Genomic DNA, 23,619 nt, shown 5'->3' on the forward strand with positions numbered 1-23,619 from the left:
AAAAAACGAAATACACAAAATAAGGTCTATAAGGCAAATTTTACCCAACAAAATCCGGTAGATACTCAGCAGAATGCAAAAGGAGCTTTTGACATATGGAAAACTCTCTACCCTTCTCTTTTTGAGCATGTGGTTGCACTGGAGTGCATTCGCCCAATATTCTTTTGATATTCCTCAGCGTGCCACCGATCGGATCCTTTCCTACAATGCTATCCAAGTAGAGGTCAGTGGCAAGCTGGCCCTATGCTCACATACTGAGCGAGGCCATATCAATCTCCAAGTATCTGGTGGCACCGCCCCCTACACCTTTCTTTGGAACACCAATGAAACCAGCCAAAATAGATCAAACCTCCTCTCCGGAACTTACACGGTAGAAATCACCGATGCTCAAGGCGCAAAGCATACGGAGCATATCATCATTCAACCACCTTTTCCGCTTTTGCTCAATCCTATCGAGACCCAAGATGCTTCCTGTGGCTCAGGACGTGATGGCTACGCCAAAGTTTCGGTCAAAATCGGAAGAAACGATTACGAACCAAACAGTCCTCCTTACAAAATCAAGTGGAGCAACGGACTCGAGAATGTCTGGGAATCAGACCAATTGGATCCGGGCACCTATACGGTGACAGTCACGGATAAATATGCCTGTGACGTATCGGTCAGTTTTGAAATCAAAGCTGCTGCGGAAGGCATCCAAGTACAAGAGACGATCGATCAACCCTCTTGTGAGTCCAGTTCTGCAGGTCGAATTGCAATAGCAGTGACCGGAGGGGTAGCTCCTTATACTTTCCTCTGGGAAAATGGAGCATCTACGCAGACAGTCGAAAATTTGGCTCCAGGAAACTACGCTGTCACCGTCAAGGACAGCAAAGGCTGTAGCTTCCAAGCTACATATGAGATCTCAGCTCCGCAGCAAATCAGCATCCAAGAGCAAATCACCCAACCTAGCTGTGAAGGATCTGCCAATGGTCAAATCCAACTAACTGTCCAAGGAGGTCTAGCACCTTACACCTACAGCTGGAACAATGGATCCAGCACCAAAAATCTAGAGGAACTAAGCGCTGGAACTTACACAGCGACCGTCACAGATGCGAGTGGATGCAGTGTGGAGAAATCATTTGTGCTTCAGACTGATGCTCCTCTAGAGATCAATTTGATCCAAGCCAAAGATGTCTCCTGCTCGGGAGACAATGATGGGGAAATCGAAATCAGCGTTTCCGGTGCCAAAGGCCAATGGAAAATCCTCTGGTCCGACGGAGTAGAAGGGCTAACACATAGAACAAACCTCAAAGCAGGCACTTATCAAGTACAAGTCTCCGATGCCAGTGGCTGCCAAGTCAGTCAAGAGATTCTTTTGAACCAAAGTGCAGGGATCCAAGCAAGAATAGAAAGCATGCTTGATGTCAATTGTGAATCAGGAATGGTACTAGGGAATGCCTGGGTCTCTATTCAGGGTGGAATAGAACCATACCAAATCACATGGAACAATGGGCAAGAAAATCAGCATGAAATCACCTTCAGCAAAACTGAAACCCTCAAAGTCACAGTAAAGGATGCAGTAGGCTGCGTCGTGGAAACTGAGACAAAAGTAGATTTCCCACAGTCAGCGAACAGAAGCGGAAGGCTGGAATTCAACTACCGTAAATTAGTCATCAATTCAGAACCTGAGGTTTTGACTGATGAGGAAATCCTATTCGAAAGCGAAATAGACCCAGAATTCATCGCTTGGCAGTGGGAGTTTGGAGACGGATCGACCTCAGTGGACAAAGATCCTATCCATGTATTTACCCGTCCCGGCACCTACGAAGTTCGGCTGACAGGCTTTGATAGTTTTGGCTGCTCATCTTTCGAAATCAATACGGTTGAGGTCAGCAGCATCACCCCACAAGTCACCATTCCGAATGCATTTACCCCAAATGGTGACGGGCTTAATGATCTCTTTATCCCCAAAATGAAAGGAGTTTACTCATTCCAAATGGAAATATTTGACACTTGGGGAGAGCGACTCTTTACCACCCATGGCCTTGAATCCAAAGGATGGGACGGAACCTACAGAGGACAGTTGCTTCCTCCGGGAAATTACTTATACAAAATCACCTATGCCGATCGGAATGGCACCCAATCCTCCCGATCTGGCGGAATCACCTTGATTAGATAGATTATGAAAAAAATCTACTTGCTTATCACCTTTTGCATCCTTAGCCTGGCTATCCAGGCTCAAGATGTCCAGTATTCGCAGTTTTATGCCAATCCACTCTACCTCAATCCTGCCATGACAGGAGGGTCTGAGATGACTCGGATCGGAGTGGTCTACCGCAACCAATGGCCTGGTTTGGATCAGTCGTTCACTTCTTACTCAGCGTCTATTGACCATTATATCTTTGGTGCCAATAGTGGAGTGGGATTGATCTTCAATCAATCTCAGCAGAGTATGGCCAATCTTCAGGTGTCAGAAATTGGAGCTAGCTATGCCTATAGAGCCAGATTGGGATTCCGATCTTTTCTAAGAGTAGGGGGACAAGTTTCCTACATGGAGCGCGATGCGTACTTTGGTAGCATGGTGTTTGGCAGTCAAATCGACGACAACACCGGAGCGATTGGGGATTTTTCAGGCGAAAACCTCGGCGCCGATAGCAGACATCAATTCATGGATTACAGTTTCGGAGCTCTTTTTCATACAGAAAATATCTGGCTGGGAGCGTCTGCACATCATGTCACCCAACCAAACATCTCATTTTTGGACGGTGAGATTAGCGAACTACCGCTAAAAATCTCAGCTCATGGAGGGGTGAAGTTTGACCTTTCCGGAGGGTCTAGTACTGAGTTTTTCAACCAGCGAAAAGGCACCAAAGAACTAACTGTCGCCTTCAATTATAAAGATCAAGGACCTTTCACCCAATTGGATTTGGGGACGCAGGTGAATTTCCAGCCTTTGGTCTTAGGTGTCTGGTACAGGGGAATTCCAGTGTCTGAAAAATCGCAACCCAACCATGAATCCATCATTGCTCTAGTGGGGATTTCCCTTGGTGGAGGCCTGGACATCGGTTATAGCCATGACTTCACTCTCTCTTCTTTAGGCAATGCAAATACGGGAGGAGCTCACGAGCTATCTCTCCGCTACAGTTTCTTGGCGGGATCTGCCAAAGGCCGAGGTAGAACTTCTTCCATGCCTTGTTTCAAATATTGATTCGATTAAGATCTCTTCAATTCAAGCTGAAAGCCAAAGAAGTCAGCACAAAAAACATATCCGAATTGGCGGTATCGGAAAGACCTAAAAATGCTCCACCGGGAGCAGTGAAATATCTGCCTTCCACACGAAGGGTCGCAATTTTTTCAAAATTATAATCTAAATTCAGGGAAAAGCCACTCGTTTTGATCCCCGTATTGGACAGGCTTGCAGCGATTGCCTGAAACTCATCATCGTAATATTCTGCCCTGACCGCTGTGGAAAAATTATCCGTGAATCTATATTGACCGATCAAAGAAGCTCCCCACCAGCCCGGATTGAATTCACCCGGAATGGTCCTTTTTCCGGCATCGAGCCCTGCTATTAGGCTCCAGGTTTCTCCCAAATCAAATTCTGCAAATAGATTGCTGAAATAAAGCATGGTCTCGGCTTCATTGCTTTGATCTGTTCCCACAAAGGTGGACCAATTCAGGCTTGTATTTTCCGAGGGGCTAAATTTAGCTTGCGTTCCAAATGATGGTTTATTTCTCCCTGGAATAAATTGTATTCTTTGCCAGCCATTGAGCACCAAAAATGCAAAATACCAAACCTCACTTTTCTGCCAGCTCAGCTGTACTCCAGTTTCAAAATAAGGGCTGTTCTCTGCAATGATAGATCTAGATAGCGTCAAATTTTCTGTAGAAATAGCATTTTCAAAGCCAATATGAGAGGGCAAAACACCAGCATCCAACCATACTGATTTCTTCTCATTCAGAGCATAGCCCACATTCGCCTGATTGATCCAGCGAAGAGCTTTGGGTTCAGCTGCATAATTGTCTTGAGGATAGGTTCCCTGTTGCAGCCCGAGATTGGCGCGAAAGCGATCTGCTTTCAACTCAAAAGTAACGAGAGCCAAATTGACAGCAAATCGCTGGGGCCTCGCATGATTGTATAAAAAAGGCAAGCGCTTATCCGTTCCAACTTGATCCTGATCCTCTATTCCATAGTACAGATCTACGAAACCAAAGACTTCCAAGGAGGCTTTCTGTCCATTTTCTTGTGCAAAAGCAGGATAACAAATCACTACAAATAGACAAAAAGCTAGTTTTTTCATGTTTCGGGACGCTCTTCCTGGTCCAGGGCAATGCGCGTTTTCGGCAGAGATTCAGGAAAGTTTTTCTGAATATACTCAATCATTTTCTCACGGACATGCACTCGTAGATCCCAAGCCGTCGGAGAATTTTTGGCAGATACCAATATCCTACTTTCCACTGTCCTTTCTTTGGCTTCAGTCACCTGCAGCACTTTGACCTTCTTATCCCAAAGCGGCGTGTTTTCCAGTATTCTATCTAGCTCTTCACGCAGTGCATCAAATGAAACACTATAATCGGTGTACAAAAATACTGAGCCGATGATATCCGCAGAGGTTCTAGTCCAGTTTTGAAAGGGTTTTTCTAGAAAATAAGTAGTGGGTAAAACCAGTCTTCGCTGATCCCATATCCGAACCACGACATACGTCAAATTGATCTCTTCGATCCAACCCCACTCTCCCTCCACCACTACGGCATCATCCAGTCTGAATGGCTGCGCAAAAGCAATTTGAATTCCGGCGACCAAGGTACCGATTGCCTTCTGGGCACTAAAACCAATGATGATCCCAGCAAGTCCAGCGGAAGCAAACACCCCAACTCCGATCTTTCGGATCTCTTCGAAAGAGATCAAAATCAAACCTATTCCCAGAATGATGATGATAAAGTTGACAATCTTCTGAAGGATATTCAGCTGAGTGTAGACCTTCCGCGCGCGGAGATTATCCTCTTTCCCGATGTCAAATTGTTTTAAAAATACCCGCTTGAGTATCCCTGTCAATACCAATAGACACCAGGTAAAGCCCGTGATGATAAGTACAGTATTGAGATGGGGGAGCCAGCCCAAAAAACCCTCCCAATCCTGAGATTGTCCGCGAAAATAAAACTTGGAAGCTACCAGACATAGGGTCACCGCCAATGGAAAAATGAGTCTTTTATAAATTTTCATTGTCAACAGATTTAGGGAAGTCAAAAAGCATCAACATAGCTGATGAACTAAATCAGGTGATTTTGGGCATAAATCAAGAAAGTAAACAATCCCAGTCAATTAACCAAGCAGAGACCTCATTCATCGCAGGGTATGGAGACCAAAGCGACGCTTTGGCTAAAGTCCAACGAGTCGAGATGCTCGTACACGACCACTCCATCTTGCTCGCGAATCGGTCCGTATCCTTCTTTCCATCCATCTTCAAATCGCTTGAAAACGACTTGCCGTGTTGAGCTATCACCCTCAGAAAAGAAACGGTATTCGGCTACGAGCAAAGAATCTTGCAATGTCCCGTGGATAGTGCCTGCACTTTTATCTTTCTGGTAGTAGCGATAGGCAAGCTCACCGGATACCATGGGGCCATCTGGTCTGAAACTCATACGAAACGTATCATTTTCGCTGACATACTGAAAACATTCCTGCAGGATTTCTCTTTCCTTCTCCTGATCTGTGGAATTATATACCTCAATTGGGGAATCTTCCTTCGCACCTTGGCAAGCTGCCAAAGCGATAAAGGCGACACCAAGTAGTTTTATTGCTTTCATAGCTGTATTTCAATTGGTTACACTTTAAAATCTGCAAAAAAACCGCCAAAGGATTTTGGAACAGGCAGATGATTAGATTTTGTAGCATTCACGCATAAAAATGAATTGGCAGCTTCGCACTTAGCTGGATTGCTTATCTTTGGATCAAATCTAAATACGGCATGAAAATCAACCTTCACCTGATAGCTGCTGCCTTACTTTCAGCGGCATATTCCTGCTCTCAAGCACCCAGTGCTGAGCAATTGCTGAAAAACCTAAAAGCTGATGTCAGCTACCTCGCTGCTGATGAGCTCCAAGGAAGAGCTATCGGAACTTCCGGTGAGGAAGCCGCAGCACAATATCTCGCAGAGAGATTTGAGAAAATCGGTATCCAACCAAAAGGTACAGAAGGCTACTTCCAGGAGTTTACTGTTTCCAAACCCACCAATCCCCATGAAGAAGCTGTCATCGGGACAGATGGAGAGGGCGTCACTGGCCGCAATGTGGTTGGCTTTATCGACAACCAATCCGCTAATACCATCGTGATCGGAGCTCATTTCGATCATTTAGGAATGGGTGGCTCAGGCTCTCTCCACCGAGGAGATTCAGCTATTCACAATGGTGCTGATGACAATGCCTCGGGCACAGCCGCCTTGGTAGCTTTGGCAGATATCCTGAAAAGTGAAGAGCATACTTCCAACTTCCTATTTATAGCATTCTCCGGTGAGGAAAATGGCCTTTGGGGCTCCAATTATTTTGTGAAAAACCCTACAATCGATCTCTCCTCAGTCAATTACATGATCAATATGGATATGGTCGGGCGACTCAATGAAGAAAAGACACTTGCCGTCAATGGCGTTGGTACCAGCCCAAATTTTGTGTCTGCTCTGGAAATGGCCAATACTGACAGTCTGAAATTAGTCACTTCCGAATCAGGAGTGGGACCGTCGGATCATACCTCTTTTTATCTACAGGATCTTCCCGTGTTGCACTTTTTCACTGGGCAGCATGAGGACTACCACAAGCCTACAGATGATTTTGAAAAGATCAATTACGAAGGCTTGCTGGCGGTAGTAGGTATCATTGACAGATTGATCGATCAGCTGGACTCAGAGCCGAAGCTGGCTTTTACCAAAACGAAAGACAGCAATGGTGACTCCCCTCGATTTACTGTTTCCCTTGGCGTAGTGCCTGACTATCTTTTCGATGGCAAAGGCATGCGGATCGACGGAGTGTCTGAGGACAAACCAGCGCAAGCAGCAGGACTGGAAAAAGGCGACATTGTGATCCAGCTCGGTGATTCTACCATCCACGACATGATGAGCTATATGCGTGCACTGAGCGCCTTCGAAAAAGGAGACGAAACCACCGTGACGGTAGATCGAGGAGGTCAGAAAATAGAAGCTCCTATCAAATTTTAATTGGAAAAAGAACCAATCAAAAGCCTTCTGGAGTAATTCAGAAGGCTTTTTTTATTCGTAGTGGGACAATTTCTCCATCACCTCTTTTTTGAATGAACGGCTGATCGTCAAAGCATTTCCTCCAATCTCCAAATACTCATTGGTATAGGAGTCTATCGCTGAGATATTACCGATATAGGAGCGATGAAATCGGATAAATTGTTTCACAGGAAGCTTTTTTTCAAAATTACTCAGGCTCTCTCTGACAATAGAAACTCTATCTGGCAGATGAATCTTGATGTAATCGGCATAGCTCTCCACAAACAGGATTTCCTGAATTTCGATTTTTTCCATTCTTCGATCTTGTCTTACAAAGATGAACTCTGGCTTTTCCTCTTCAGATGATCGTTTGGCGCTGCCATCCCTGACTTTGTTCACAGCCTTCAGAAAGCGCTCAAAAGGGATAGGCTTCAGCAAGTAATCAGTAGCTTCCAGGTTAAATCCCTCTACTGCAAATTCACGATATGCCGTAGTAAAAATTACCTGAACATTTTTTGGGAGAATTTTTGCCAAAGCAATGCCATCAATCCCGGGCATATTGATGTCCAAAAACACCAAATCGATCACATTTTTTTGGATTTCACTGAAAGCCTCATTCGCATTGCTACTACAAGCTATCAGATGGAGAAAGTCGACTTGGGAAACAAACTCCTTCAAAATATCCTGTGCGATAGGTTCGTCGTCCACGATGAGGCAATTCATACGGAAATGGGATTGGGAGTTAATGACTGGAGTTTGAGAACGACCTCGAAGTACTCTGTTGATTTGATGATGTCGAGTTGATGCCTGCTGGGATACAGCAGCTCCAGCCTTTTGACAATATTTGGAAGGCCAATTCCTGAAGAATCCAAGTCGCTTTTGGGTCGAGTTTCGTCCCTCAGATTTTTGGATCGGAATACTATTTCATCGCCTTGCACTTCCAGTTTCAATTCGAGAAATGCATCTTTTTGATCGTATTTTCCATGTTTGAAACAATTTTCTACCAAAGGAAGAAACAACATAGGAGCGATCATTACATTCTCTGAATTCTGCGGAAAGGCAGTGATGACAGTGATACGTGAGCCATGTCGTTGCTTTTCCAAAGCCAAATAATCCTCCAAATGGGCGATTTCATCTGCAAGCGGAACCATACTTTTTTTAGTCTGATAAAGAATGTAATCCAGCAGATTGGAAAGCTTCAAAATCAACTCAGGAGTCTGGGTACTTTTGGCAATAGCCGAGCCATATATCGTATTGAGTGTATTGAAAAGAAAATGAGGATGGATTTGCATTTTGAGGTAGGACAGTTCCTCTTGCTTTAATTGCAGCTGGCCATTGACTAGTGCAAATTGAAGCTCTTGGTTTCGAATTTGAATTTTGATGTTTTCCTGATAGGCAGCAAAAAGTGAAGTCAACAAAACCACGATATACACAGCGATAATGATGAGGTATAGGTTTTTGGTCAAATAAAATTCCCCTCCCAATAAATCCAAGGTATTGATGAAAAGTACCCCATAGAAAGAGGACAACACAATCAAGAAAATGGAGATCACCAAAGAATAAAGTGTATAGAGTGCGAACAAACCGTATTTCTGCTCAAAGAGATATTTTGGAATCAGATGAAAGCTAAAGACATTGACCATGCCCATCGTGATAGGCAGTAGAAAGATCCCAAATGTGAATGCGGGTCCGAGATTGGAGAGTGTGATGCCAAAGTAAAAAGCAAAGAAGAAAAGCGCGCCAACTGCAATACCAAGCTGTTTGCCGAGCTCCTTTCCTGTTTCTACCAAAACTAACTTCCGATTCTTCATTGAATGAGACAAGGTCTTTGAAAAAATTCTATTTCCAAAAGTTTTGCGATGGATGACTGCTTTTACAAGATCGAATGCATACTTTGATTTTGTTTTCCCACTATTCGGACAAATTTGGTAGAAACCGATCTCCTAGAGGTTACTGGTCGCATTATTTAAAATGGGCTTTTCAGGATGGGTAGTATTGTCCCATCAACAAAACAACAAATCAAATGAATGTACTATCTATTGGCTGGGGCTTGGTTTTAGGGTTTACTATTGTAGACAGATTTCAGGAGGGAGGCACACTCGGCATGACGCTAGTTTTGCTCTGCCTCTTAATCGCAGTTTTTTTTTCATTCAAGGCATTTACTGGCTTAGCAGGCTCTGAAGCCGAGTTTTCGAAAAACAAAAAACTGATCCAACATGCAGCATTGCTTGGCTTGGTGATCTCCTTTATGAACTCACTTCTCGGACTGATCGGGGCATTTGATGCCATTGAATCGGCAGGTGATATTGCTCCAGACGTGTTGGCTGGAGGTCTTAAAATCACTTTACTTTCGCCACTATTCGGTCTCCTCGTATTTATCATCGGACATATTTCCAGCTTTGTCCTGACTTGGATGAGAAAAGCCGAACTAGGACAGGAAAACTAACAACTTATGGTCTGATCTCAGGGTAAAAAGCCTTCTGCCATGCAGGAGGCTTTTTTGCTAAAGCCTATCTATTTTGAAAGAAAACGGGTCAATTTTTTCTTTGAAGGAAAAAATAGCTGAAGTATTTGTAACTTCATCGAAAATATTCATCAAGTAAAACCAACCAACCCGTGAACTGGAACAAACTTATTTTCTCCCATCTAGCTATTGCAATGCTAGCTTGGGCTTGCTCTCCTCAGACCAAAGAGGAAACCAGTGAAACGACCTCTAGTGAGGTCAAAAATCCCGAACCTGTGATCATGGCCTACTATGTGCCCGAGCGGGATTACAAGCCTGAATCCATTCCTGTAGAAAAGCTAACCCATATTATTTTCTCCTTTACCAATGTGATCGATGGAGAAATGAAATTCCGTCGAGAGGAAGTAGCGGGGCCGAAGCTGGAAGCTTTGGTGAAACAAAAAGAACGCAACCCTGACCTGAAAGTGATGATCGCCTGTGGCGGCTGGGGAGCAGACGGCTTCTCTGATATGGCCTTGACAGAAGAAAGCCGAGCAAAATTCATCCAAAGTGCGCATGATTTCATCGAAAAATACCAGCTGGATGGAATGGATATGGACTGGGAATATCCAGGGATATCTGGTGCAGGTACCATGGCTCGTGAGGAAGATACTCAGAATTTTACAGCTTTGATGAAAGGCTTGAGAGAGATGCTGGACACATTCGACTCTCACAAATACCTAACCTTCGCCTCTGCCGGATGGAAAAAATATTACGATCATATTGAGACATTGGAGGTGATGAAATATGCGGATTACACCAATGTGATGACTTACGATCAGGTTTCCGGTGTGTCCATTTATACTGGTCACCATACCCCACTGGGTGATGTCAAAAGTGCAGATGTGGCTGGCACCCCGTTCGGTGCGCATATGGATAGCCTGTATCAAAGCGGTGACAATTTAGATCCAGACCCTCGCTCGGCTCAAAAAATTGTTGATTTCTTGATCGCAGAGGGAGTAGATCCCAAGCAGATCGTGACCGGAGGAGCATTTTACGGACGAGTTTGGAAGGGCGTGCCGCCTACCAACAATGGACTGTATCAGCTAAGTGGTGGTCTTCATATCGGCTGGATGGCTTATCATAGCATTCGTGATCAATATGAACAGGATTCCAATTTTAAAAGATATTGGGATGAAAAGGCACAAGCTCCATTCATGTACAATGCGCAGGATAGTTTAATGGTATCTTATGATGACACCGTTTCAGTAGCTTTGAAAACTCGATACGCCATGGAAAAAGGCATCGGAGGAATTATGTTCTGGGAATTGGGCAATGACACCAAAGAAGCAGGATCCTTGCTAGACGCGATCTACAAAGCAGCAAACGAATAAACTTTATAGACCTTTGAGGTTTCCAAAAACCTCAAAGGTCTTTTCTTTTTTGAGAAAAATAGGAGCAAATCCTTTGGCCTAGATTGCTATTTTTAATTTCATGACTACCAAAATACTAACTGTTTTATTTTTCTGCATTAGCCTCAATCTTCTAGGGCAGCAAGTTTCCGTGGATACCTTTAGAATCAAAGGAAGTGATCGTTTTTCGGAGATTTCTCAGGATTCCATGAATTTCCCATTGATTTCCACTGGCAATAAAGATGTGGATTCACTGATCAATTTTGATCTAAAAAACAGGTTAACAACATACGAATTTCCAGCCGAATCTATCGATTCAACTTTATTCAAATGGGCAGGAAATGGATTGGTTTATATGGATTTCGAAGTGACCTATAATGCCAACAATCTCATTTCTCTCCAAATCAGCGCTGAAGGTTGCGGAGCTTATTGCACCTCGTGGACTGAGTATTTCAACTATAACACTTTGACTGGTTCTTGGGTGGAGTTACAAGACGTTTTGAAAATTGGAAATGGGTTTGAATCTAGAGTTTTGGATGAAAAAAGTATCCAATATGAAGGCTTGAGAGAAGATTTGAAACATCAAACCAATGATTTGGACCAAGATCTTTATGAAACGATTCTTGAATATTACGATGAATGTGACAGTGCTTTTACCCTCGATAAATTCATTTTATTTCCAGATTCGATTCAGATATTTGAAAGGTGTTGGATGCCACATTTCCTTTTGCCATATACAGCTAAAATTGAGCTGAAATATGCTTGGGCAGACTTGGAAAAAGAGCTGAATTCAAACTATTCCTTTCTGGCGAAATAGAACTAACTCCTCCACAAATAGGGAAACAAGATATAGCCTGCCGCAGCGACAATCGCATTGATCGCCAAAAGGCTCAAGACTTTATCCGCACTGACTGACCAATCCAAGCCATCCAAGGCATTTTTAGAAATTCGGATCGCCATCAGCAAAATCGGGATGATCACCGGGAAACTCAAAATCGCCATCAAAGTCGCATTATTTCCTGCCTTGGAAGCAATCCCGGAAACCATGGTCAAACTCGCCGAAAAACCCATCGCTCCCAAAATCAAGTTCAATAAAAATAAGCCCTGATCCTGAACCGGGTTTCCCAAAATCACGGAGAAAACTCCATAACCCAATAGAGCAAGAATCAGTGTCAAACCGGTATTATAGATGATTTTTGAGAGAATAATCGCCTCCGGAGAAGCGATCATGTAATAGTAAAGCTGCCTTCCCTGATGCTCTTGCACAAAGCTTTTTGCCACGGCATTGACAGCAGAAAATAGAATAATGATCCAATAGAGTGCGTTCCATGTCGGAACGGAAAGGTTGCCCATTTTGGCACCCACACTCAAATACGTGATAAAAACTGCCGAAACCACATAAAGCAAAATCCCATTCAAGGCATATTTTTGCCTCCACTCCAAAGTGATTTCTTTTCGGATCAAAACGGAAATTTCTCTCAGCATGGGACAAAGATAGGAGTTGATGAAGATAAAATGCCTTTTACGTTTTTTTGATCAATCCCCCTAGCCCCCTTTCCAAGGGAGAATTGTCGTATTTCACAACGTAGATTATAAACCAATGGATGATTTGCTCATGCTATAGATTTTTCAATTTGAAACATCAATAAATCTTAATAATGGAAATGGAAGAAATTTGACTATTTCTCCAAAATCCAGCTCAGGACCTCGTCTTTCGGCAAAGCTTCAATGACTCTTCCCTCTTTTCCCTCCATGGTTTCAGCCGCAAAAAGCGAGTTGACAATGGCCTCTTCGGTGGCCTCGATCACTGCCAAAAACAAGGAACTCATATCATCATTTCTCAGAAAACTGGCTTCTTCTTTTGTTCCGGTTTTGGCGGAATAAGGAATTCGTAATCCTTCGGCTGTAGAAAAAGCAATCACATAATCACCCGAACCATTTGAAGCTATTCCTCCGGTTTTCGCCAAGCCCATCATCGCTCTTTGAGCCATTCGTTCAAGGTTTCTTTCTAAAACAGGCGCGTCGGTAGCGATTACGATCATGCAGCTTCCATCAGCTTTTTCCAGAGCATCTTTGAAAGGATATTTACCCAATTTTTCACCGACAGGAACTCCGGCAATCTGAAGGTTGCCTCCAAAATTGGTTTGCACCAAAACACCAACAGTATAGCCCCCCAAGCTTGCCGGAAGTTTTCTAGATGAAGTACCGATTCCTCCTTTCCATCCAAAACAAATGGTGCCTGTTCCTGCTCCTACATTGCCTTCTTTGACTTCACCTGTTTTTGCGGCTTGGATCGTCTGGATCACCTCCTCCGGACTGATGTGCATACCCCGGATATCATTGAGAAAGCCATCATTGGTCTCTCCGACGACAGCATTCACAGAACCGACATTTTCATTTCCGGGTAATGCCAGCGAATACCTGACAGCACCTTCGATTCCAGCCGCTACGGAAAGTGTATTAGTCAAAATGATCGGGCTTTCTATATTTCCCAATTCCTGCACCTGAGTGACTCCGGCTAATTTCCCAAAACCATTTCCTACGAAAATCGCTGCGGGTACTTTCTCCTGAAAAATATTCCCGCCATGAGGCAAAATAGCTGTCACTCCAGTTCTGATCGACTCACCTTCGATTTTGGTAAAATGTGCGACTTTCACTCCCGGAACATCGGTGATGGCATTCCATTTTCCAGGAGGCAAAATTCCAAAAGGAACCCCCAATTCTCTGGGTCTTTCCTGCGCAAATGAATCGAAATTCACCAGAAAAAGGGATAAAAGTAAAAGTAGTGAGCAATTCAGGTATTTCATGCTAGCAGGGATAAGGAGGCGATCAAAATGTAAGTCCGGTTTTCTATCAAAAACAAAATTATTCGGTTTAAAAGCAGGGTTAAAATTCAATTCAAGCAAACTTCGGTCATCGGTCTTCCGACTTCCGTCTCGATTAGCAAAGGAGACTAGGCTAGCGGTAAGATTCCGAATAAACATTATTTTCAATCTTTAAATCTTCCAATATTACCTATCTTAAGCCCTTCATCCAAGGATAAAATAGATGCTTAAAAAAGAGCGATACGAAGCTTTCATCCAATACTTTTCTGAAAATATGCCTGTGGCGGAGACAGAGCTAGACTACGAAACTCCCTTTCAATTACTCGTGGCGGTGGTGCTTTCTGCTCAATGCACAGACAAAAGAATCAACCTGGTGACACCGGCTCTTTTCCGGGATTTTCCCAGCCCCGAGCATTTGGCAGCCACTCACTTCGATGAGCTCTTTCCTTATATCAAAACCGTCTCTTATCCGAATAATAAAACCAAACACCTGATCGGGTTGGGCAAAATGTTGGTGGAAGATTTCGATAGTGAAATACCGGAAACGGTAGCTGAACTGATCAAACTTCCCGGCGTTGGTCGAAAAACTGCTAATGTGATCACTTCCGTCGTTTGGCAGCAGCCTAATATGGCTGTCGATACCCATGTCTTTCGGGTTTCCAAACGATTGGGTTTGGTACCACAAACTGCCAAAACTCCGCTGGAAGTAGAAAAGCAACTCATCAAGCACATTCCCAAAGAATATATCCACAAAGCACATCATTGGTTGATTCTTCATGGGCGATACACTTGCTTGGCTAGAAAACCCAAATGTGAAGTGTGTAAAATCACTCACTTCTGTAAGTATTTTGAAAAGACCTACGGCAAAGTCACTCACACAAATACCCCTCTTTGATGTGTGGGATTCATCTCATTTGGGGCAAAGGTGCCAATCAAGAATCCATCGAATCTCTGGTGAAGGGCAGCCTGCATCGTGGACCAGATCAGCAAGCGACTTTGAGTCCATGGCCTGGCCTGTGGATAGGCGTCAACCGCCTCAAGATACTTCATCCCGGACCAGATGCGGATCAGCCTTTTTGGGCACCTGATGGCAAAAGCCTGATCATCTGGAATGGGGAAATCTATAATTTCAGAGCTCTCAAAAGTCTCTTGCAGAAAATGGGAGTTGATTTTTTTACCGAATCGGACACCGAGGTTTTGTTGCATTGGCTGAAGATTTTTGGTGCTAATGGATTGGAGAAAATCAATGGGATGTTTGCCTTGATTTATGTAGATCTGAGTGCCCAAACGGTATTGGTAGCCCGAGACCCCAATGGTGAGAAGCCGCTCTATTATCATCAGGATCAGGACACCTTGATCATCTCGTCAGAGACTCGAGGCATTGGAAATTTACTTAATTCAGAAGCAGACTGGGGCCAACTGGAAAGCTACTACTACCTGCGAACTCCTATTCCAGGCAAGACCTTCTTCAAAGGTGTCAAAGAATGGAAAGCCTCTAGGTACTCACTTATCAGACAGCATAGCGCATTTCGATGGGACTCGATCATCAGCAAAGCTGAACCCGAACCCTCCCCTAGCAAGACAAGGTTTCAGGAGATTCTACGACAGGTGATTGACCAGCAATTTCATGCCGATGTGCCTGTGGGGATGCTACTCAGCGGGGGAGCAGACAGCAGCCTCTTGTATGCCTACTGGTATAGGTCTACCGGAACATCACTTCCCACTTTTACCATTGCCCATGAGCAAAAGCTCGTCAAGAAATACAGCGATTCCTCAGCCATAGCGAGGCTACAAAGGGATTTTCCTTCCGAAAATCATTCTGTTTTTATTGACCAAAAACTCTTTTGGGACAATTGGGAATCCTATTTGATCAGTTTGGATCTTCCTGTGGGCGACTCAGCTAGCTTTCTCACTTGGATGATAGCCAAAGAAGCCAAACATTCTGTAAAAGTTTTAATATCTGGAGCAGGCGCAGACGAGCTTTGGGGCGGCTATCAGCGGCACACTGCTTTTAGACTATATGAAGAACGAAAAAAGCTCTTCATGGCTGTTCAGCCGCTGCTACAAGCTCTTCCCTTGGGAAGAATTTGGAGTAAGTTTTTCTCTGGGCTGGATGAAAATCCCCAAAAGACCTTTTTAAATTTTTCAGCTTTAGAGTCAATCGATTCTGATCTATACATGGATTACGAACGGATTTTTGACAAGCAATTGATGGACTACAAACAAGTCCTTGACTTTGATAGAAAGGTATATTTAGTTCAAGACGTCCTCAAAATCCAGGACAATGCCCTCATGGCTCACGGATTGGAAGGACGGTCCCCTTATTTGGATGCTGCTATGGTCAACCTTTGGAAGCAAGTCCCAGATGAAAGTCAACTACAAAACAAGCTCTGGATCCGAGAATCACTGGTTGACTTGGGACTTGATTGGGTAGCCCAACGTAAAAAATTGGGTTTTGGTCTCCCGCTTTTGGAATGGTTTTCAGAAAGAGGGGAGTTCTCCAAACGGGTATTTGCAGAATTGAAAGAATTGAAACAAAGCCATGCTGAGCATCTGCCCAAACCAGCATTGGCAATTCTCGATCAGCCCGAAAAACATATTTCTACTCACTTTTTGACTTTCTACAATTTATTTTTGATCTCTCAGTGGCTCAAAATCCATCAGCTATGAAGGTCTATTACATCCATCAGTATTTTCGAACGCCAGAGGAAGGAGGAGCCGTCCGATCCTATCATTTAGCCAAAGGCTTGGCCGAAAAGGGTTTTGAGGTAGAGATAATCACTGGATCATCGCAAAAGTCTTATGATCAGCGCTGGATGGATGGATTCAAAGTACACAAACTCCCAGTTTCCTACTCACAGGAATTTGGTTTTATAGAGCGTCTTCGGGCATTTTGGGATTTTGTGAAAAAGGCAAAAAACCTGATTCAAAAGCTCCCCAGACCGGATTTGCTTTACATCAGTTCTACTCCGCTGACCACCGGATGGATTGGTCTTTGGGCCAAAAAAAAACTGGCCATTCCTTATATTTTTGAAGTAAGAGACCTCTGGCCGGAAGCCCCCATTCAGGTCGGAGCTATTCGACATCCCTGGCTCAAAACTTACCTCTACAAGTTGGAGAAGAGAATCTACCAGAATGCACTCTCCCTAGTAGCGCTCAGTCCGGGTATGGCAAGCTACATCCGTCAACTTCCCCTTGCTACTCCGGTGCATGTCATCCCAAATTTCGTAGATCTGAACCAGTTTTTTCCCCAGAAAAAAAGTGAAATACTCCTGCACCATTTCAATTTGAAAAATCACTTGACCATTGCCTATGCAGGAACACTGGGAAAAGTCAATGCGGTCGATGAACTCCTAGATTTGGCACAACTGGCGAAGGAAAAAGGAAAAGAATGGCAATTTCTCATCATGGGCGAGGGTAGTGAAAAGAAAACGCTCCAGGAAAAGGCGAAAAAATTAGAATTAGAGGCGGTACGCTTTATCCCTTTTGGCTCCAAGGACAAAGTCAATGAAGTCCTCAGTTTGGCAGATTTCTGCTGGGTATCCTTTGCCCACTTGCCAGTGCTGAAAACCAACAGTCCCAATAAATTTTTTGATGCCTTGGGTGCCGGCAAGGCTATTTTGGTCAATCACAAAGGATGGGTACACCAGCTGGTCAAACGGCATCAATTGGGATTTTCATGCTTACCTGATAAGATGGACCCATGTTTTTCCCAACTGGAGGCAGTGGAAAAAGACCCAAAACTACTTCAGAGCTTGCAGAAGAACTCGAGAGATCTTGCTGAAAAATACTTCGGCAAAGAGCAAGCCGTAGAACGGTTGGCCTCTGTGCTGGATCCCTCTAGGAAGTTTCCTACGCAGGGGGACGAGGTCTATATCCTGACTGCCTAAAAATCTGCTCAGCATCTGGATTCATCATCAATGCAGAGAGGCTTACTTCCTGATTCATCACATAGTCATCGACAATATTCCAGCCTAGCCACCTCCCAAGTCTGCCGGGTGCCTTTGTGCTGATCGCATCGGTAAATGGTGCTTCGCCCATGTACTTTCTGATTTCAAATGGATTGGTCTCGTAGAGCAATTGGTTTTCCACAAAATGCGCCCAAATGAACTCCTCATTGTCAAAGCTTTCCGCTATCTCCTCAGGGGTGTAGCCTATGATAAACTGATCGGACGTACATGGCAAAACAGCCTTGGTAAAATGATAGGCCTTGCCATAGTAGATCATCTCAGCCAGAAGTGTATTGTCCTGCGGATCCGTATTGTTGAATCGAGAGGAAAGAGCCGTCACGATCATCGGCACGATATAAGGTCTATCGTAGCGCTCAGCCATATAGCGAGCCAGCTCCGGCTGAAATGTATGGGTAGGAGGAAGAAAATAATCCAAACCAATCACGATAAGATCTTCTGTCACGACCAAATCCGAATTGAACCCTGAGACGAAGGTGTACACCTTGGGAGCCTCAAACTCTGGAAAATAGTATTTGATCGCTTTAAAGGCATTCTCGAGTTCTTGCTCGATGTCTTGTATTTCTGCAAAAACCACCTGAACCGAATCATTGAGCTCCTGCATCGCTGAGTCCTGATGTATTAGCAGCAGCTCCGCTGCCAATGTATCTGATGAGGGATAGAGGTCCGCCTGAAGATACGTTTGGGTAAACTCAGGATACTTTTCCATCAAATAGGCAAAGTCATCGGAAGAGTTGGCTGCGAAAAACTCCTGTTCTAATCGAAGGATTTCTACTTCCAAATCTTGATCAAGAATCTCAGTGTCCAGCTCACAGTTGGTTGATTTCTGTCCACAGGAAGCCATCAATCCAAGCAATCCGAAAATCCAAAAGATGTTTTTTTGCCGCATAGTGTGCATTTGAGTTTGCCAAAAGTAACCAATTCTCCAAGAAAGGTGGAAACGAAGTAAATGTGAAACAAGTATGAAATTTGAAGAATCGGTATGGAATTCTTTACTTTCGATTGTGAAAAATACGCTGATTTCTGCCATAGGATATAGCCGCCATCTTAGCCTTGGCAAAGTTGGGAATCTGTTGTTGTTAGCCACTTCATTTCAGCTCAGCAGGATCATCAAAAAACCCATCATGTGGGGCAAACCCACCACTTTGAGCATTGAGCCTACGACATCCTGCAATCTCCGCTGTCCTGAGTGTCCTTCAGGGTTGAGGGCTTTTTCCAGACCCACGGGCATGCTGGACGAGCAGCTGTTTGACAGGATTATCCAGCAGAGCAAGCGTAGTCTCACCTGGCTGCACCTGTACTTTCAGGGAGAGCCATTTCTTCATCCCAATTTTTCCAAGCTGGTCAGCCTGGCTCATAGGGAGGGAATCTTCACCTCCACCTCTACCAATGCACACTATTTGGACGAGAAAAGGACTGAAGAAATCTTGTCAAGTGGTTTGAGCCAACTCATCGTATCCATGGATGGGATCAGTCAGGAAATCTATCAACAATACCGCATTGGAGGAAACTTGGAGAAAGTTCAACAGGGACTCCATCTCCTGCTGGCCAAGCGCAAAGAACGAAATCAGCTATTCCCTCGTGTGGTACTTCAATTTCTGGTCACTGGACAAAACGAGCATCAAATTCCTGACCTGAAAGCCTGGGCTGAGGCTATGGACGTAGATGAGCTCCAGCTCAAAACAACTCAGATCTATGACTATGAGCATGGGTCTGAACTCATCCCGACGGACACCCGCTATGCACGCTATATACCGACAGGAGATGGCAAATGGAAACTGAAAAAAAAGCTGGAAAACAAATGCTGGCGTATGTGGCAAGGAGCTGTGGTGACTTGGGATGGGCGGGTAGTGCCTTGTTGCTTTGACAAAGACGCAAAACATGTGATGGGCAATCTTCGCAGTCAAAAATTGGAGACTATCTGGAAATCCGAGGTCTATGATCAGTTCAGATCCCAGCTGCTGGCCGATCGCAGCCAAATCGAAATTTGCAAAAACTGCACAGAATAGCCTCTGTTCAAATACGTGGGGCAGAGCTTTTTGGAACTATTTTTGGTTTGCAAAAGAAATTCACGGATTTTTAAGGTTGGATTTCACCCGGTACAGCATTTTGCTATGATTTTAAAAACAAGATTTTGGTACTTTTTAGGTCTGTTAGGAGTACTTCTTTTCTCCTGTCCTGAACCTCTCCTTGCCCAACAAAGCACTGATATTTCCAGCATCCAAGTGGATGAGCTCAGCGATGAGCAAGTGAAAGAATTGCTCAGCCGGGCGCAAGAAGCGGGATTAAGCCAGGACGAGTTTTTGCAAATGGCCCAACTCCGAGGAATGCCGGCCGAAGAAGTGGCAAAATTGAAAAAGCGGATCGAAGGAATGGATAGTACCTCCAGCACAAGTCGCAGTACCAATGCATCCAAGCGTGATCCCAGACAGCAAGTGAACCTCAATGCCATCACCCAAGGGATCTACCAACCGCAAACAAGCCTAACTGAAGAAAAAACCTCCACTCAGATCTTTGGTCAATCCCTTTTTTATCAAAACAACCGCAAGCTGAGTTTTGAGCCCAGCCTCAATCAAGCCACTCCAAAAAATTATGTCTTGGGACCTGGAGATGTGGTGTATGTAGATATCTATGGACAATCAGAATACTACTATGAGGCTACTGTCAATCCGGACGGATTTATTCTCCTGGACAATATCGGTCCCATAGCCGTCTCCGGCAAAACGATCGAAGAAGCCACCGGTATCATCAAAAACCGGGTAGGAAGATACTATACAGGATTAACCGGCTCCAATCCCAATACCTTCCTCCAAGTCACTCTCGGGAATGTAAGGACAATTCAGGTAAATATTTTGGGTGAAGTGAGACTGCCGGGCACCTTCACACTCAGTGCTTTTTCTACCGTATTCAATGCGCTCTACGCAGCAGGAGGCCCCAATGATAATGGAACTATGCGCCAAATCAAGGTCATCAGAAACAATCAGCAAATCGCTATGGTAGATGTCTATGACCTTCTTATCAAAGGCACAGCAGAGCTCGACACTCAGCTTCAGGATCAGGATGTGATCTTAGTCAGTCCATTTATTTCCAGAGTGCAGATCAGTGGAGAGGTCAAAAGACCCATGAATTTTGAAATCAAAGAAGGAGATACCTTGGAAGATCTGCTCGAGTATGCGGGAGGCTTCACGGATGTGGCATTCAAGGACAGAGTTGCCATCTCGCGTATCACAGACAATCAGCGCTCCGTCTCAGATGTGTACCAAAATCAATTTGGGATGTTTATCCTAAAAGGTGGAGATGAAATTTCCGTAGGAAAAATCCTAAACCGCTATAGCAATCGCGTCCAAATCAAAGGTGCAGTCTATCGTGAAGGTACATTTGCACTCAGTGATGGCTTGACTCTTTCTCAGCTTATAAAAAATGCAGAAGGACTTCGGGGTGATGCCTACACAGCACAAGCTAGTATCCTGAGAACCAAAAAAGATCTAAGCACCGAAATGATCCAGGTCAATCTTCAGGAAGTATTGAGCGGGTCAGCACCTGATATAGCACTGCAGCGTGAGGATGTAGTCAGGATCTCCAGCATCTACGATATCCAAAACGAGCAATATGTGCAGATCCTCGGGGAGGTGAAAAAGCCAGGAGTGTATCCTTATTCCGAATCCATGACTGTAGAGGAGCTGATTATCTCTGCAGGCGGTTTTCAGGAATCCGCCAATCCCAGTGATATCGAAATCGCCAGAAGATTGGAAGACGCAGATTTGGGCACCCTCTCAGATATCATCCCGGTACAGGTCAACACAGATTTATCATTTGGAGGAAGCACAGAACTGCTCCAACCTTACGATCAGATATTGGTGAGAAAGAAAGCAAGCTTTACCATGCAAAAGCTCGTCGCTGTGGAAGGACAGGTCAATTCACCGGGCATATTCGCCATTCAGAGTTCGGGAGAGCGAATTTCCGATCTCGTAAAGCGCGCAGGAGGACTCAATCAATTTGGCTATGCCAAAGGAGCCACGCTGATCAGACGAACTGAATTTTTCAATACTGAATCGGAAGAAATCCGCCGACAGAGAAATCTGGAAGCATTGAGAATGAAACTCCTAGAGGACCCCAACAATTCGGAGGCTCAGGAGGAACTGATCCAGCGTCTCTTCACCAATCTTCCCTCCAGCCAAAATCCAGTAGATACGCAGCTTGCCCAAACCAAAAAAGAATCTTTGGACCAAATCGCCTCAGAGACTCCTGGCTTCGCTGTGAAGATCAAAGAGACGGAAGCTGTGGCCATCGATTTGGAAGAAATCCTCCAAAATCCGGGATCAGAGGATGATTTGGTATTAGTAGAAGGCGACATCCTTTCAGTCCCCAAACTGCTTCAGACCGTGCGAATGCGAGGAGATGTGGTCTATCCTACGACCCTCCGACATGAAAAAAACAAGGGCCTGAAACATTATATCAACGGTGCCGGAGGATTTGAAAGAAGGGCTAACCGCAAGCAGACCTATGTGGTCTATGCCAATGGCGCAGTCAAGCGAACCAAAGGATTTTTGGGAATCAGAAACTATCCACCGGTCGAGCCTGGTGCGGAAGTGATCGTCCCTACCAAAGGCCCTAGAATCCCGCTGAGACTTGGAGAAGTTGTCGGCATCACCACCGGACTGGCCACTTTGGCTCTAGTCGTTTCACAAATCAACTGGTAATGGCATCCAAGCACTTTTCAGACAATCAATTCACACTGCAAGAAGTCATCCTCAATATCCGGGAATGGGTTAGTTATTTTCTTTCGAAATGGAAAATATTGATCGCCGCCGGGATATTCGGTATGGCTTTGGGTGCTCTGGTTTCTATTTTCAAAAAACCTGTCTTTCATGCTGAAACTTCCTTTGTCTTGGAAGAAGGCGACGCAGGAGGTATCAGTCAAATGTCTGGGCTTGCTTCACTTGTCGGGGTCAATCTCGGATCTCTGGGCGGCACCAGCGGCCTTTTTCAAGGAGATAATATCATGGAGCTTTATCGGTCCGAGCGCATGCTGGGACAGACTCTTTTGGAGCCTTTCGATGAGAGTCTGCTACTGATCGATCGATTTGTAGCTTTTGAAAAATTGGATGAAAAATGGGCATCCAAAGTAGATATCCCTTCGATGGACTTTACACTTCCCAGAGAGCAATTTACCGTAGCACAAGATTCTGTAGTCAAAGAAATCACCAAACTGATCCGCGAAAACCAGTTGAGCGTCTCCAAGCCAGATCGCAAACTCAGTATCATCCAAGTCAGCATTTCATCCAAGGACGAACTGTATGCCAAGGCTTTCAATGAGAGTTTGGTTCAGAATGTGACTGATTTTTACTTCCTCACCAAAACCAAAAAAACAGGAGAAAACCTCCAAATCCTCCAATCTCAAGCTGACTCTGTCAGGGCTATTTTGGACGAAAGCCTTCTCTCCTATGCCAGTGCCACCGATCGGGTGCCCAACTCTAATCCATTGCTGAGCTCTGCACAGGTAGAAAGCAGAAAAAGGCAGATCGACGTGCAGGCTACTGGTGCTGTCTATCAAGAAATCGTCAAAAATCTGGAAATCGCCAAAGTCAATCACCGCAATAATTCCCCTTTGATTCAAGTCATCGATTCTCCGAGACTTCCACTGAAAAGATCTGAAATCAGACTCGTCAAAGGGATCGTATTAGGTGTCGTGATCGTAGGCTTAGTGGCTCTTTTGGGGTTATATTGTCAGAGACTGTATCATAAGCATGTGCAGGAAAGTTAAAA

The 23,619-nt window shown here is 44.5% G+C and carries 20 protein-coding genes; 12 read left to right on the forward strand and 8 right to left on the reverse strand.

All coding sequences use genetic code 11. The features are described 5' to 3' along the window. The first annotated feature begins 73 nt into the window (after positions 1-73). Both G460_RS0113900 and G460_RS0113905 read left to right on the forward strand, forming a co-directional pair. Positions 74-2,158 (forward strand): T9SS type B sorting domain-containing protein, encoded by a 2,085-nt coding sequence (locus tag G460_RS0113900; RefSeq protein WP_026955932.1) that lies wholly within the window; start codon positions 74-76, stop codon positions 2,156-2,158. Positions 2,159-2,161: 3 nt separating this feature from the next. Beyond that, a complete protein-coding gene (locus G460_RS0113905; protein WP_026955933.1) occupies positions 2,162-3,187 on the forward strand; it encodes a PorP/SprF family type IX secretion system membrane protein in 1,026 nt (341 codons plus the stop codon). Positions 3,188-3,203: 16 nt separating this feature from the next. Here G460_RS0113905 and G460_RS0113910 read toward each other — a convergent pair whose 3' ends face one another. The 3 genes from G460_RS0113910 to G460_RS22685 form a co-directional block, all read right to left on the reverse strand. Continuing rightward, positions 3,204-4,280 (reverse strand): porin, encoded by a 1,077-nt coding sequence (locus G460_RS0113910; protein WP_051316049.1) that lies wholly within the window; start codon positions 4,278-4,280, stop codon positions 3,204-3,206. Further along, entirely contained in the window at positions 4,277-5,203 is a 927-nt protein-coding gene (locus G460_RS0113915; protein ID WP_026955935.1) for a mechanosensitive ion channel family protein, read from the reverse strand. Before G460_RS0113915 ends, G460_RS0113910 begins: the two co-directional genes overlap by 4 nt. Positions 5,204-5,319: 116 nt before the next feature. Next, positions 5,320-5,787, reverse strand: a complete 468-nt coding sequence (locus G460_RS22685) for a hypothetical protein (RefSeq protein WP_051316050.1) — start codon at positions 5,785-5,787, stop codon at positions 5,320-5,322. A 161-nt stretch (positions 5,788-5,948) separates the two neighbouring features. Here G460_RS22685 and G460_RS0113925 point away from each other — a divergent pair, with 161 nt between their 5' ends. Next, on the forward strand, positions 5,949-7,187 hold the full coding sequence (locus tag G460_RS0113925) for a M28 family peptidase (protein WP_026955936.1): 1,239 nt from the start codon (positions 5,949-5,951) through the stop codon (positions 7,185-7,187). Positions 7,188-7,238: 51 nt separating this feature from the next. Here the strand turns inward: G460_RS0113925 and G460_RS0113930 are convergent, their stop codons facing one another. After that, positions 7,239-7,928 carry a LytR/AlgR family response regulator transcription factor gene (locus tag G460_RS0113930; protein ID WP_026955937.1) on the reverse strand — a complete coding sequence of 230 codons (690 nt, stop codon included), beginning with the start codon at positions 7,926-7,928 and terminating at the stop codon, positions 7,239-7,241. Beyond that, the gene (locus G460_RS0113935) at positions 7,925-9,016 is read right to left on the reverse strand and encodes a sensor histidine kinase (RefSeq protein WP_026955938.1); all 1,092 of its coding nucleotides are present in this window, start codon (positions 9,014-9,016) and stop codon (positions 7,925-7,927) included. The genes G460_RS0113930 and G460_RS0113935 overlap by 4 nt, the downstream gene beginning before the upstream one ends. Before the next feature lie 212 nt (positions 9,017-9,228). Here G460_RS0113935 and G460_RS0113940 point away from each other — a divergent pair, with 212 nt between their 5' ends. The 3 genes from G460_RS0113940 to G460_RS0113955 all read left to right on the forward strand — a co-directional run bounded on the left by G460_RS0113940 (position 9,229) and on the right by G460_RS0113955 (position 11,877). Next, positions 9,229-9,651 (forward strand): hypothetical protein, encoded by a 423-nt coding sequence (locus G460_RS0113940; RefSeq protein WP_035464464.1) that lies wholly within the window; start codon positions 9,229-9,231, stop codon positions 9,649-9,651. Positions 9,652-9,821: 170 nt separating this feature from the next. Further along, positions 9,822-11,042 carry a glycoside hydrolase family 18 protein gene (locus tag G460_RS0113950; RefSeq protein ID WP_245578738.1) on the forward strand — a complete coding sequence of 407 codons (1,221 nt, stop codon included), beginning with the start codon at positions 9,822-9,824 and terminating at the stop codon, positions 11,040-11,042. 100 nt (positions 11,043-11,142) lie between these two features. Then, positions 11,143-11,877, forward strand: a complete 735-nt coding sequence (locus G460_RS0113955; protein ID WP_026955941.1) for a hypothetical protein — start codon at positions 11,143-11,145, stop codon at positions 11,875-11,877. Positions 11,878-11,879: 2 nt separating this feature from the next. Here G460_RS0113955 and G460_RS0113960 read toward each other — a convergent pair whose 3' ends face one another. Beyond that, entirely contained in the window at positions 11,880-12,545 is a 666-nt protein-coding gene (locus G460_RS0113960) for a heme exporter protein CcmB (RefSeq protein WP_026955942.1), read from the reverse strand. Positions 12,546-12,739: 194 nt separating this feature from the next. Continuing rightward, complete coding sequence (locus G460_RS0113965) at positions 12,740-13,867, reverse strand: DmpA family aminopeptidase (protein ID WP_026955943.1); 1,128 nt, start codon at positions 13,865-13,867, stop codon at positions 12,740-12,742. A gap of 241 nt (positions 13,868-14,108) precedes the next feature. Here G460_RS0113965 and nth point away from each other — a divergent pair, with 241 nt between their 5' ends. The 3 genes from nth to G460_RS0113980 are packed head-to-tail and all read left to right on the forward strand — an operon-like array spanning position 14,109 to position 17,775. Then, positions 14,109-14,780, forward strand: a complete 672-nt coding sequence (gene nth, locus G460_RS0113970; RefSeq protein WP_026955944.1) for an endonuclease III — start codon at positions 14,109-14,111, stop codon at positions 14,778-14,780. Beyond that, positions 14,780-16,555, forward strand: a complete 1,776-nt coding sequence (asnB, locus tag G460_RS21895) for an asparagine synthase (glutamine-hydrolyzing) (protein ID WP_051316051.1) — start codon at positions 14,780-14,782, stop codon at positions 16,553-16,555. The genes nth and asnB overlap by 1 nt, the downstream gene beginning before the upstream one ends. Continuing rightward, a complete protein-coding gene (locus tag G460_RS0113980; protein WP_026955945.1) occupies positions 16,552-17,775 on the forward strand; it encodes a glycosyltransferase family 4 protein in 1,224 nt (407 codons plus the stop codon). Before asnB ends, G460_RS0113980 begins: the two co-directional genes overlap by 4 nt. Here G460_RS0113980 and gldB read toward each other — a convergent pair. Beyond that, positions 17,738-18,742: a gliding motility lipoprotein GldB gene (gldB, locus tag G460_RS0113985; RefSeq protein WP_026955946.1), complete on the reverse strand. Its 1,005-nt coding sequence runs from the start codon at positions 18,740-18,742 to the stop codon at positions 17,738-17,740. The genes G460_RS0113980 and gldB overlap by 38 nt on opposite strands. 73 nt (positions 18,743-18,815) lie before the next feature. Between gldB and G460_RS0113990 the strand changes: the two genes are divergently transcribed. The 3 genes from G460_RS0113990 to G460_RS0114000 all read left to right on the forward strand — a co-directional run bounded on the left by G460_RS0113990 (position 18,816) and on the right by G460_RS0114000 (position 23,617). Next, on the forward strand, positions 18,816-19,862 hold the full coding sequence (locus G460_RS0113990) for a radical SAM/SPASM domain-containing protein (protein WP_084421329.1): 1,047 nt from the start codon (positions 18,816-18,818) through the stop codon (positions 19,860-19,862). A gap of 105 nt (positions 19,863-19,967) precedes the next feature. Continuing rightward, complete coding sequence (locus G460_RS0113995) at positions 19,968-22,553, forward strand: SLBB domain-containing protein (protein ID WP_026955948.1); 2,586 nt, start codon at positions 19,968-19,970, stop codon at positions 22,551-22,553. Continuing rightward, complete coding sequence (locus G460_RS0114000) at positions 22,553-23,617, forward strand: GumC domain-containing protein (protein ID WP_026955949.1); 1,065 nt, start codon at positions 22,553-22,555, stop codon at positions 23,615-23,617. The genes G460_RS0113995 and G460_RS0114000 overlap by 1 nt, the downstream gene beginning before the upstream one ends. The last annotated feature ends 2 nt before the right edge of the window (positions 23,618-23,619 follow it).

The sequence above is a fragment of the Algoriphagus vanfongensis DSM 17529 genome, assembly GCF_000429465.1.
Classification (GTDB): Bacteria; Bacteroidota; Bacteroidia; order Cytophagales; family Cyclobacteriaceae; genus Algoriphagus; species Algoriphagus vanfongensis.

What these genes read in the sequence shown, in the direction of transcription:
- G460_RS0113900 (WP_026955932.1), top strand. Translation starts at nt 74, where the DNA reads ATGCAAAAGGAGCTTTTGACATATGGAAAACTCTCTACCCTTCTCTTT.
- G460_RS0113905 (WP_026955933.1), top strand. Translation starts at nt 2,162, where the DNA reads ATGAAAAAAATCTACTTGCTTATCACCTTTTGCATCCTTAGCCTGGCT.
- G460_RS0113910 (WP_051316049.1), bottom strand. Translation starts at nt 4,280, where the DNA reads ATGAAAAAACTAGCTTTTTGTCTATTTGTAGTGATTTGTTATCCTGCT.
- G460_RS0113915 (WP_026955935.1), bottom strand. Translation starts at nt 5,203, where the DNA reads ATGAAAATTTATAAAAGACTCATTTTTCCATTGGCGGTGACCCTATGT.
- G460_RS22685 (WP_051316050.1), bottom strand. Translation starts at nt 5,787, where the DNA reads ATGAAAGCAATAAAACTACTTGGTGTCGCCTTTATCGCTTTGGCAGCT.
- G460_RS0113925 (WP_026955936.1), top strand. Translation starts at nt 5,949, where the DNA reads ATGAAAATCAACCTTCACCTGATAGCTGCTGCCTTACTTTCAGCGGCA.
- G460_RS0113930 (WP_026955937.1), bottom strand. Translation starts at nt 7,928, where the DNA reads ATGAATTGCCTCATCGTGGACGACGAACCTATCGCACAGGATATTTTG.
- G460_RS0113935 (WP_026955938.1), bottom strand. Translation starts at nt 9,016, where the DNA reads ATGAAGAATCGGAAGTTAGTTTTGGTAGAAACAGGAAAGGAGCTCGGC.
- G460_RS0113940 (WP_035464464.1), top strand. Translation starts at nt 9,229, where the DNA reads ATGAATGTACTATCTATTGGCTGGGGCTTGGTTTTAGGGTTTACTATT.
- G460_RS0113955 (WP_026955941.1), top strand. Translation starts at nt 11,143, where the DNA reads ATGACTACCAAAATACTAACTGTTTTATTTTTCTGCATTAGCCTCAAT.
- G460_RS0113960 (WP_026955942.1), bottom strand. Translation starts at nt 12,545, where the DNA reads ATGCTGAGAGAAATTTCCGTTTTGATCCGAAAAGAAATCACTTTGGAG.
- G460_RS0113965 (WP_026955943.1), bottom strand. Translation starts at nt 13,867, where the DNA reads ATGAAATACCTGAATTGCTCACTACTTTTACTTTTATCCCTTTTTCTG.
- nth (WP_026955944.1), top strand. Translation starts at nt 14,109, where the DNA reads ATGCTTAAAAAAGAGCGATACGAAGCTTTCATCCAATACTTTTCTGAA.
- asnB (WP_051316051.1), top strand. Translation starts at nt 14,780, where the DNA reads ATGTGTGGGATTCATCTCATTTGGGGCAAAGGTGCCAATCAAGAATCC.
- G460_RS0113980 (WP_026955945.1), top strand. Translation starts at nt 16,552, where the DNA reads ATGAAGGTCTATTACATCCATCAGTATTTTCGAACGCCAGAGGAAGGA.
- gldB (WP_026955946.1), bottom strand. Translation starts at nt 18,742, where the DNA reads ATGCGGCAAAAAAACATCTTTTGGATTTTCGGATTGCTTGGATTGATG.
- G460_RS0113990 (WP_084421329.1), top strand. Translation starts at nt 18,816, where the DNA reads ATGAAATTTGAAGAATCGGTATGGAATTCTTTACTTTCGATTGTGAAA.
- G460_RS0113995 (WP_026955948.1), top strand. Translation starts at nt 19,968, where the DNA reads ATGATTTTAAAAACAAGATTTTGGTACTTTTTAGGTCTGTTAGGAGTA.
- G460_RS0114000 (WP_026955949.1), top strand. Translation starts at nt 22,553, where the DNA reads ATGGCATCCAAGCACTTTTCAGACAATCAATTCACACTGCAAGAAGTC.